The following is a 9,770-nucleotide window of genomic DNA, read 5'->3' as shown; positions in this document are numbered from 1 at the left end:
CCGGCGGGGGGGGGCCCCCTTAACCGGGGGTGCGGGGGCGTTCCCCCCGGGGGCCGGTGTTTTTTGGGGCTGCTTGTGGCCACCCAAAAGACTCACGGCCCCGGAGCTGCGCGAACCGGGGGACTAACCGAAGAAGTCGAGAAGTGCCGTCGCGGTTTTCCGCGGCTCGTCCTCGGCGATGAAGTGTCCGGCATCGGGCACCGTCGCGCGGTGGGCGCCGGGAATGGCTGCGGCGAGGCGATCGCCGACGGAGGCGTCCAGCCACTCATCCCGCTCGCCCCACAGCACCAGGGTGGGCGCGGTGATCTCGCCGAGCCGGGCCACGACCTCTCGGGTGTCCTCGAAGCTCACGGCGGCCACCTGGTCGATCCAGCGCTGCTGCCCGGCTTCGCCGGCCCAGGGCGCGAGGTACGCCGCCTCGGCGGCGCCGGACATCCGGTGCGCGGCGGTGCGGAAGCGCGCGGCGATGATGTCGCCGAAGACGTGCGGCGGCATCGTGCGGTAGGCGTCCTCGTGGGTCTGCATGTGCTCGGTGAACGGGGTGTTCCACGGGCCGAGCACGGCGGCGTCGAGCAGCGCGAGGCTCCGGGCCGGCACCTGCTCGACCAAGTGGGCTCGCAGCACGATCCCGCCGCCGATGTCGTGCCCGACCAGGCTTGGCGCGTCGAGTCCCCAGTGTTCGACGAGCTCGGCGAGCGTCCGGGCCTGGCGGGCGATCGACGGGGCGACTCCGGGATGCGCGCGGGAATCGCCGAAGCCGAGCAGGTCCCACACGTGGACCGTGTGCCGCTGGGCGAGCACGGGGACGGCGTCGCGCCACAGGTACGACCAGGCTGGTGTGCCGTGGACCAGGACCACCGGCGGCCCGTCGCCGAAGACGCCGGTGGCGACCTCGCCGCCGGACACCTCGACCCGGTCGGTGAGCCGCCACGTCTCGGACTTCGTGAGCATCGATCCTCCATAGGTAAGGGATATATTCGAGTTTCTCCGGTTACAGTAGAGGAGAGTAAGGGTTGAAGACAATATTTAACGGTTACTCATTGGGGGCGGGGTTGGCCACCAGCCTGGTCAACACCGCGCCCGAGGTGCGAAGCGCCGGTGAGGTGCTGGTCGATCCCGCTGCCCTGGAGCACTTCCTCGAGGAGCACGAAATCCGGCCCGACGCCCTGGCGGACGGCAGGCCGACCGCCGCCGATCTCGACCAGGTGCGCGCGCTCCGCCAGGAGATCCGGGCCGTCATCGAAGCCGCCGACGAAGACCGGCTCGCCGAAGGCGCGGCGGCACTGGTCGCGCGGGCGGCCACCGGCCCGTCGCTCCACCGCGACGACGAAGGCCGGTGGCAGTGGCACGTCGCGACCGCGCCGCGCGCATCGCTCGCCGACGAGCTGGCGGTGCTCGTGGGAACCGGGCTGCTAGGTGCTCTGCGCGCGCTGGGGCACGACCGGTTCCGGGACTGCGCTTCGCCGGTGTGCAACGGGGTTTTCGTCGACACCAGCCGAGCGGGCCGCCGCCGCTACTGCATGCCCGAACTGTGCGGCAACCGCCTCAACGTCGCCAACCACCGAGCCCGCCGCCAAGCCGCCAAGCCCTAGTCGGGCTTCAGGACTCGGAGCCGGTGTCGTCCGGTTCGGCGGTCTGCTGATCGTCCGCCGGCGGCGTCGGGAGGCTGCCGCGCTGCCACTCGACGGTGATCTTGATGTGCGCCTCCGTGGTGGACTTCGCGATCGCCAGCGCGGCCCCGGCGCTGACCTTCAGCCCGATCTCGACGGCCACCTTGTCCGGCCGGGGATCGGGCAGGCTGCCCATCTTCGCGGCGACGGACCGGGCCACCGCCTTGGCGCGCTCGATGCCGGTTTCCAGGGTCTCCTCGGCGCGTTCCACGGCGGCGTCCCACCGGCGACCCGCGCTGACCGGCCCGTCGTAGTCCTCGTCGAGCTCGAACGGCAGCAGCTCGCCGTCCTCGGTGCGCACCTCGACGTACTCGTTCACCCTCGTTCTCCTAATCAGTTTTGGGAGTGAGCCATCCGGCACACTCCTGGTTGGTAGTCGGCCGGCGGGTGAGCACTCTTGTTTTCCTGCACCCCCTACGACGAGACCACCGCCTGGTGGCATCACACCGAAAACGCTGCGGCTTGACATTCAAGCTCCTGGGATGTCTCTCAGCAGACGGATCCCCGGTACGCGCCGTCCGGCAGGTTGCCGTCGTGCGCGGGCACCTCGCTGCGCCGCACCACGCCGCAGACGAGCTCCAGCCATTGCCGCGGGTCGCCCGATTCCAGCCCGCCGATGCTCGAACCCGCGTTGGCGTAGCCGGGAGCGGCCGGGCCGTCCAGATCCTCCACCAGATCGGTCGGGCGGCCGATCAACGCGGGCAGGCCCCAACCCACGTCGCGCTTCCACCGCTGGACCACGGTGCCGCCGTCCTTGGCGCCGGCCCCGATGTAGCCGGACATCGTGAGCTCCACCTCGTCGCGATCGACGAACCGCAGCTTCACGACACCCAGCGTTTCCTGGAGCCGGATCCGGGCCAGCCGCTCGTGGCCGGTCATGTCCCAGACCTCGACGCCGCTGTCCACGTACAGCGCGACCAGGTCGTCGAAGACGGCGGGCGCGATCGCGTCGCTGCGGGTTTCGGTCACGCCGAAGGCGAATTCCGAGCCGGGCACCTCCGCGCCGGTCCTGATGTCGTAGCGGCGCAGGCGCTTGTCCTGCGTGATCGCGATGATCTGGTCGCCGGCCCCGGCGAAGTCCGCCCGCCTGTCCGCCACGGTGAACGGCGTGCCGAGAGACCGGCCGCGGGAGTCCCACGCGCTGACGCGGTCTCCGTCCTGGACGATCAGGCGGTTTTCGTCGAGGAACACCGGTTTTCCGGGTTGGTCGATCTCGCCCATCGGCGCGAGGTCCGGCAGGCTCCACCGGGTGACCCGGCCGGATCCGACGGCGAGCGTGGCCGAGTCGGGGGAGACGGCGTAGGACAGGCCGAACGAGGTGCGGATCCGGTCGTCGTGGATCAGGGTTTCGCGGGTGCGGGTAACGGGATTCCACACCTCAAGACGGCCCTCGCTGTCCAGCATCACCACGTGGCGGCCATCCGGGGTGAAGTCGGCGTGGTTCGTGTTCGAAAGCGCCTGGTCCAGGGCGTCTTCCGGGGGAATGCGCAGGACGAGCGCCGAGCCGTTGCGGTGGAGGATCACGCGGTAGGTGCCGTCCGGCTCGACGGCCAGCCGGGTCGCCGCGAAGCCGTCCGGGACCTGGATCGCCCGCAGCCGGCCGTCGACCGGGCCGACCCGGAGGATCTCCGGCCCGTCCGACTCGGCCTGCTCGATCACGGCCGCGTGTTTCGCGTCGGGGCTGAAGACGCCCTGCTTGCAGGTCACCGACGTGACCCGGGCGAGGGTGGCGCCGCTGAACGCGCCGATGATGCTCAGGTCGCCTTCGTAGCACAGGGTGTGCGTCGGTTCGGGGCGTTCGGGCAGGTCCTCGCTGAATCCGCGGCTGAGCGGTCGGCGGGAACCGTCGGGCGCCAGCGCGACGACGCCGGTGTCGTCGTCGACGACGGCCTCGCCGGAGGGCAGGACGCCGACGAGCAGGAATCCGCCCGGCAGGGTGAGGGTGATCTCGCCCGCGGTGAGATCGCGCAGGTGCAGTTCGGTGGATTCCCGCTCGGCGTAGGCGATGTAGCGGCCCGTCCGGTCGCCGGCCACCAGGTCCGCCCGGGTGTCGATCGTGTGCCGGATGGCGCCGGTGCGGGCGTCGCGGATGGTGATCGGGCCCTTGTCGTCGTGCGTCGCCACCAGGTCGTCGCCGAGCCAGACCTGGTTCTTGCCGTCGGTGGCCACAGTGGACGTTTCCGGGTTCAGGCTCCAGATGTCGGTCGTGCGCGCGATCCTCGTGCCCGACGGATTCGGGATCGCCGACCCGTCGAGGGCCAGTTCGGCGTAGCGCAGTGAGCGGGAATGGCCGCGCAGCGACTCCCTGGTGTCCAGGCGATCGACGGTCCGGTACGCGCGCACGGCGTTGACGGCCTGCTCGCCGGGCGGATCCGCCACCCTGGACCGGGTGAGCAGGGCCTCGGCGGCGTTGTTGGCGGCGACCGTGCGTTGCTGGTCGAGCATCTGGTTCAGCACGAAGGTCAGCGAGGCGACGAGGCTCACGGTCGTGACCACGGCGATCATGCGCCACAGGAAGCGGCGGGCCGCCGCGGCGGAGCTGGCCGTGACGAGCTCGCGCTGCCTGTCGGTGATCCGGTCGGATCTCTCCAGAGCGTGGCGCAAGGCCTTGCCGCGCAGCAGAAGCGCGCGATCGCGGGTGTCGTGCCAGCGGTTCGCGGTGCGATCCAGATCGTCCTGCCACATGCGGAAGTCGCGGTCCTGCTCGACCCAGTGGCGCAGCCGTTTCCAGTGCCGCACCAGGGCTTCGTGCGCGAGCTCCACAGTGGAGGATCGGAGCGTGACGAGCCGGGTGCGGGCCAGCTCGGTCGCGATCGGACCGAGCTCGTCCGGCGCGACGGCCCGGCGCACGTATCCGCCGGACTCCAGCGGGCTGACCAGCTGTGTGAGCGCGTGGCGCACTTCGTTCGGGTCGAAGCGCCGCCACACCTGCTCCGCGTAGCCCGCCACCGCGCCGGCGACGCCGCCCAGCTCCCGGTACGCCCGGTGGGTCAGCACGCCCCGCTCTTGGCGCTCCCAGAGGAGCGTGAGGGTGAATTCCAGCAGTGGCAACGGATTTCGCTCGTCGGCCAGGTCGTCCAGCAAGGTTTCGGTCAGGCCGTTCTCCAGCACCGGCATGCCGACCGGGGCGAGTGGGCCTTCGATCACTTCGCGCAGTTCGGCCGTGCCCACGGTCGTGGTGCGGCGGGCGAGCGCGGCCCCGAAGCGGGTGTCGGCGAGCAGCGTGTCGAGCGGTTCGGCAGTCGTGGTGACGACCAGGTCGATCCGCGGGGTTCGGCGGTGCGAGTCGACGACCGCCAGCAGCGTCGCGAGGAGATCGGCCGTCTCGTCGGGGAACCGGGCCAACGCCTCGTCGAGCTGGTCCACGACGAGGACGAGGCGCCGGATGTCGTCCCGGACCAGGATGTGGTTCAGCGCGTCCTCGGCATCCCGGTCGTCCTGCAGCGCGGCGGCCAGCGCGGCTCCGGGGCTGCTGCCGGTGGCGGGGCGGACCACGATCGCCGGGACGTCCAGCTCGGCCAGCAGACCGGCCAGCACCAGCGACGACTTGCCGCAGCCGGACGGGCCGGTGACCACGGCGACGCCGTCCCGGTCCAGCCGTTCGGCCAGCTCGCGCGTGTCCTCCTCGCGGCCGAAGAAGTACTCGGCGTCCTCGCGCTGGAACGGCTCCAGGCCGCGGAACGGCGACGGTTGCGGCGCCGCCAGATCCGGCCACGCGTCGTGCAGGAGCGAGCCGGTCAGGGCGTAGCCGATCCGGTGCTCGCGGCGCGCCTCGACCTCGACGACCATCCCGACGACCGCGCCCAGGTCGTCGTCGAGCACCGGGCTGCCGCTGAAACCCCGCAGCATCGGCAGGCCGTGCGCGCGATCGTCCTCGATGTGCAGGCGCCCGTTGGCGATCGAGCCCCGCACCACGCCCTGCGACCACACGCCGTCCGGGCGGCGGTCGGGCACGCCGAACGTGCGCACCCGGTGATCCCGGACCTCGTCGGCCGCGACCACGCGCAACGCCCTGGCACGCGCAGGAACCCGGTCGAGGAGGAGACCGGCGACATCCGGATCAGCCGTGCGGTGCACGACCCGGGCGGAGCAGCGCTCGCCCAGGACCGGGAAGTCCAGCTCGACGTGGTCGTCGGCGACCAGGTGCGCGCAGGTCAGGACCAGGCCGTCGCCGACGAGGAAACCAACACCGACCGGCCGCCCGTCCCGGAACAACCGGACCAGCGCGCGTTCGACCAGCTCCACGCAGCCTCCCTGGGAATCGGAACCCTCGGCCAGATTGGCACGCCGAACGATCTTCGGGCGACGGATCGGGCGGATCGGCCTCCGCCCGCGCCGGCAAGGCCGCAACCGGCCGCCCTTCGTCACCCGATCGGACGAGTAGTGGTTGTTAGGATGCCTGCGGTCTGGGCGCTGCCCAGCGGTTTCTCCCGCAACACCCGGAGGTTCGATGGCCCAGTCGCCCGGAGACGGCCCGAAGCGCGTCGCGATCATCGGCAGCAGCGGCGGAAACCTGCACAGCCACGGCGGCGACGACCCGGCCCGGCTGCTGGCCGACATCGCGCGGCAGCTGGACGCGGCGGGCATCGAACTGGCCGCGGTGCAGTTCGTCGCCGCCCAATCGTCGATGGACCACGCCTCGGACGACACCGCGGCGACGCTGTGGACGCTGGAACCCGCTGGGCCGGCACCGACCGCGCAGGGCTCGCTGAGCGAGGTCAACGAGACGGCCGGGGAACACGACGAGCGCCTCGCGCAATCCTTGCGTTCCGGCGAGATCGACGGCTTGATCCTGGTCAGCGCGGACCCGTCCGGCACCAACGGCAAGGCGGTCGCCGCGGCGGCGGAGGTTCGCGCCCCGGCCAGCGGCACCGGCGGCACCTCGCTGGCCACCGCGCAGGCCCTCGGCGTCGACCTGGTCGCCGGATCCGGCACCACCGGCACGACCAGCGCCACCCGCGCGGTGTCCTACGTGTCCGGGCTCGCCCGCCGCTGGGGCCTGAAGTACCGGCCGGTCATCGGCAGCGGACCGTCCACAGTGGCCGAAGGCAGCCCGTGGCGGCGGATCAGCATCCGCGGGATCATGGTCGGCAGCATCCCCGCGTTCATCGCGATGGCCCTGGTGCTGGCGATCAGCAAGATCCCGGGGCTCGACTTCCTGTCGCCGGTCTTCGACACGCTCATGGAAGGGCTGCCGATCGTCGTGGCGGCCGTCGCCGCCCGCCGCGTCTCCGGGCTCGGCGAGGTCGGGCTGGTCGCCGGCGCGGTGGCCGGCATCCTGTCGGCGCAGGGCGGGATCCTCGGCGGCCTGGTGGGCGGCGTGCTCGCCGGCGTGCTCGCGTCGTACCTGCTCACCTGGACGCTGGCGCACCGGTTCCCGGCGACGACGGCGAACATCGTCACCGGCGGCCTCGCCGGGCTGCTCGGCGGGCTCGTCGTGCACTTCGCGCTCGCGCCGCTGACCAGTGCGATCGGCGACGGCGTCAAGACCGGCATCGAAGCGTTGGTGGAGTTCAACCCGCTGCTGGCCGGCGCGGTGGCCGGGCTGGTGATGTGGCCGGCGATCATCGGCGGCGTCTACCACGCGGTGATCCTGCCGCTCGTGCTGGTCGAGATGGGCGAAAAGGGCCACAGCTTCTTCGGCGCCATCGACATGGTGGGCCTGGTGATGGTCAGCCTCGGGATCACGCTGGCGAACGTGGTGCTGCCGCGCAGCAGCGGCGAGCGCGCGCTGGCGGCCTCGGGCGCGGCGGTCAACTTCGGCTTCGGCACCTTCGTGGAGGCGGCCTACCCGTTCCTGTTCGCCGACAAGCGGGTCTTCGCGGGTGCGCTGCTGAGCGCGGCGGCGGGTGGCGCGCTGGTCGGCTGGACGGGCTCGGAGGCGACCGCCTACCTGCCGGCGTTCGTGCCGCCGTTCATCGCGACGAACAAGCTCGGCATGGCCCTGGCGATGGTGGTGGCGTGCGCGTGCGCCTTCGCGGTGACGGCCCTGGCGAACCTCCACCACCGCCGCAAGCAACGCGCCTGATCAGGTGCCGTGTGTACTTCGTGCTGTAGAGCCTGTTTCCAAACTCGTCCTGCGTGGCGGTGCGGGTGGCGGCCCCCTGCGGGAGTCACCGCGGTCTTCTCGCTGTGGGATCCCCGACATCATGAATGGCCAATTCACCACGTCGGGGCTGTCCTCGCTGGGAGAACCCCGGAGGGGTGGGCACCGTGAACCCGCGGCGGTGCGGGTTGCGTGGGTGGGCTAAGCGGCTGCGCCGCTTCAAAGACAAAACGCCCGCGTTACTAGATCCGCACGTCACCACATCCAAAACAGCCTCTACAGCGGCACAAAGTACACACGGGCATTGGCCAGGGGAAACGTCAGGCCGCAGCGCGTTGCAGGGCAGGAGTGGCGATCGTGGGCGCGTTGCGGGGGAGTGCGCGGTCGAGGGCCACCAAGGCCAGGCCGAGGAGCAAGAACGCTCCGCCGTAGATCACCACGTTGAGCGCCATCCCGCCGTAGCCGAGCGCGTCGACGTCCAGGAACGGGTACGGGTACCGGTTCGGCTCGTCCAGCAGTGCGCCGCGGATCAGGGCGAACGCCAGGTAGCCGAACGGGTAGGCGAGCCAGTGCAGCGCGTTGGCCCAGCGGAACCGGCGGTGCTCGTCGAACAGCAGCCAGTCGACCGCCGCCGCGATCGGGGTGACCACGTGCACCAGCTGGTTTCCCAGCTCCCAGGTGTCGGACAGCGCGGCGGTCATCTGGAACGGCTGCCCGGCCAGCACCAGGTTGTAGACCAGCCCGGTGATCGCGATGAAGAGCGTGGTGCCGCCCTTGAGCCACTGCGGCGGATGTCCCGCGCCGCGCGCCGTCGCCACCGCGGCCCAGGCGAACACGACGCCCACGACGACATTGCTCTGGATCGTGAAGTACACCAGTGAGCCGGTGAAGCTGCCGTCCTTCGTGCTCAGGTAGATCCCGACGACGGCCGCCAGCGCCACGGCGATGCGGTAGAGCGTTGCGGCCGGCCTGCGCATGTTGTCCCACCCCAGAAAATGCGAAGAATCTTTCAAGATTCAGATTATCGGGGTGAACCGGGCGTGCCGACGTGATTTGCGGCGCACGAAAAACGGCCCGGCCCGAAAGAATTCGGGCCGGGCCGGTGGGGGCGCCGGATCAGTTCTGGGAAATCAGCGAACGCAGGAAGAAGACCAGGTTCGCCGGGCGCTCGGCGAGGCGGCGCATGAAGTAGCCGTACCACTCGTCGCCGTAGGCCACGTACACCCGCAGCTTGTTGCCCTCGGCGGCGATCCGCTTCTGCTCCTCGGCCCGGATGCCGTACAGCATCTGGAACTCGTAGCTGTCCGCGCTGCGCCCGGCCCGCGCGGCCAGGTCGGCGGCGATCGCCACCATCCGCGGGTCATGGCTGGCCACCATCGGGTAGCCGTCGCCCTCCATCAGGATCTTCAGGCAACGGACGTACGAGCGGTCCACCTCGGCCTTGTCCTGGTAGGCCACCGAGGCGGGCTCGGAGTACGCGCCCTTGCACAGCCGCACCCGGGAGCCCTCGCCCGCCAGGTCGCGGCAGTCCTGCTCGGTGCGGTGCAGGTACGCCTGCAGCACCGCGCCGACCCACGGGAAGTCCACCCGCAGGTCGCGGAGGATGCCCAGCGTCGAGTCGGTGGTGGTGTGGTCCTCCATGTCGAGGGTCACCGTGGTGCCGGCGGCGGCCGCGGCCTCGCAGATCAGCCGCGCGTTGTCCAGGGCGATCTTCTCGCCGTCGCTGGGCAGGAACTGCCCGACAGCGGAGAGCTTCACCGAGACCTCGGCCCGGTCGGCCAGGCCCTCGGCGGCGAGCACCTGCAGCATCTGTTCGTAGGCGCGGACGGTGTCGGTGGCCTGCTGCGCATCGAGGGTGTCTTCGCCGAGGTGGTCGAGCGTGACGTACATGTTCTGGTCACGCAGGGCTCGGGTGGCCCGGACCGCGTCCTCTGGCGTTGTGCCGGCCACGAACCGCTCGACGACCGGCTTGGTCAGCGGGTTGGCCTCCACGAGTCGGCGCACGCCCTGGGAACGGGCGGCGGCCAGCAAGGTGCTGCGCAGCATCGTGGTCT

The 9,770-nt window shown here is 71.1% G+C and carries 7 protein-coding genes; 2 read left to right on the top strand and 5 right to left on the bottom strand.

Going from position 1 to position 9,770, the window contains the following annotated elements:
* Positions 1-123: 123 nt before the first annotated feature.
* Positions 124-951 carry an alpha/beta hydrolase gene (locus AB0I53_RS02285; RefSeq protein WP_358595115.1) on the bottom strand — a complete coding sequence of 276 codons (828 nt, stop codon included), beginning with the start codon at positions 949-951 and terminating at the stop codon, positions 124-126.
* Between the two features lie 89 nt (positions 952-1,040).
* Between AB0I53_RS02285 and AB0I53_RS02280 the strand changes: the two genes are divergently transcribed.
* Complete coding sequence (locus AB0I53_RS02280; protein WP_358595113.1) at positions 1,041-1,592, top strand: CGNR zinc finger domain-containing protein; 552 nt, start codon at positions 1,041-1,043, stop codon at positions 1,590-1,592.
* A 7-nt stretch (positions 1,593-1,599) separates the two neighbouring features.
* Here AB0I53_RS02280 and AB0I53_RS02275 read toward each other — a convergent pair whose 3' ends face one another.
* Entirely contained in the window at positions 1,600-1,989 is a 390-nt protein-coding gene (locus AB0I53_RS02275; protein ID WP_358595110.1) for a CU044_2847 family protein, read from the bottom strand.
* A 170-nt stretch (positions 1,990-2,159) separates the two neighbouring features.
* Positions 2,160-5,915, bottom strand: coding sequence for a trypsin-like peptidase domain-containing protein (locus tag AB0I53_RS02270; RefSeq protein ID WP_358595107.1), 3,756 nt, complete (start codon positions 5,913-5,915; stop codon positions 2,160-2,162).
* A gap of 205 nt (positions 5,916-6,120) precedes the next feature.
* Here AB0I53_RS02270 and AB0I53_RS02265 point away from each other — a divergent pair, with 205 nt between their 5' ends.
* Positions 6,121-7,698: a hypothetical protein gene (locus tag AB0I53_RS02265; RefSeq protein WP_358595105.1), complete on the top strand. Its 1,578-nt coding sequence runs from the start codon at positions 6,121-6,123 to the stop codon at positions 7,696-7,698.
* A gap of 338 nt (positions 7,699-8,036) precedes the next feature.
* On the opposite strand, the gene AB0I53_RS02260 is transcribed toward AB0I53_RS02265, so the two are convergent.
* Together AB0I53_RS02260 and AB0I53_RS02255 are read right to left on the bottom strand one after the other, a co-directional pair.
* Positions 8,037-8,693, bottom strand: coding sequence for a Pr6Pr family membrane protein (locus AB0I53_RS02260; RefSeq protein WP_358595103.1), 657 nt, complete (start codon positions 8,691-8,693; stop codon positions 8,037-8,039).
* A gap of 139 nt (positions 8,694-8,832) precedes the next feature.
* Entirely contained in the window at positions 8,833-9,762 is a 930-nt protein-coding gene (locus AB0I53_RS02255) for a proline dehydrogenase family protein (RefSeq protein ID WP_358595100.1), read from the bottom strand.
* Positions 9,763-9,770 lie beyond the last annotated feature (8 nt).

The sequence above is a fragment of the Saccharopolyspora sp. NPDC050389 genome (genome assembly GCF_040655595.1).
GTDB lineage: Bacteria > Actinomycetota > Actinomycetes > Mycobacteriales > Pseudonocardiaceae > Saccharopolyspora.
Note: the sequence above shows the minus strand (reverse complement) of the source record. Positions and strands in the feature narration are given on the sequence as shown.

Excerpts from the sequence above, each read along its gene's own strand:
- AB0I53_RS02255 (WP_358595100.1), bottom strand. The coding sequence starts at position 9,762 with ATGCTGCGCAGCACCTTGCTGGCCGCCGCCCGTTCCCAGGGCGTGCGC.
- AB0I53_RS02285 (WP_358595115.1), bottom strand. The coding sequence starts at position 951 with ATGCTCACGAAGTCCGAGACGTGGCGGCTCACCGACCGGGTCGAGGTG.
- AB0I53_RS02260 (WP_358595103.1), bottom strand. The coding sequence starts at position 8,693 with ATGCGCAGGCCGGCCGCAACGCTCTACCGCATCGCCGTGGCGCTGGCG.
- AB0I53_RS02265 (WP_358595105.1), top strand. The coding sequence starts at position 6,121 with ATGGCCCAGTCGCCCGGAGACGGCCCGAAGCGCGTCGCGATCATCGGC.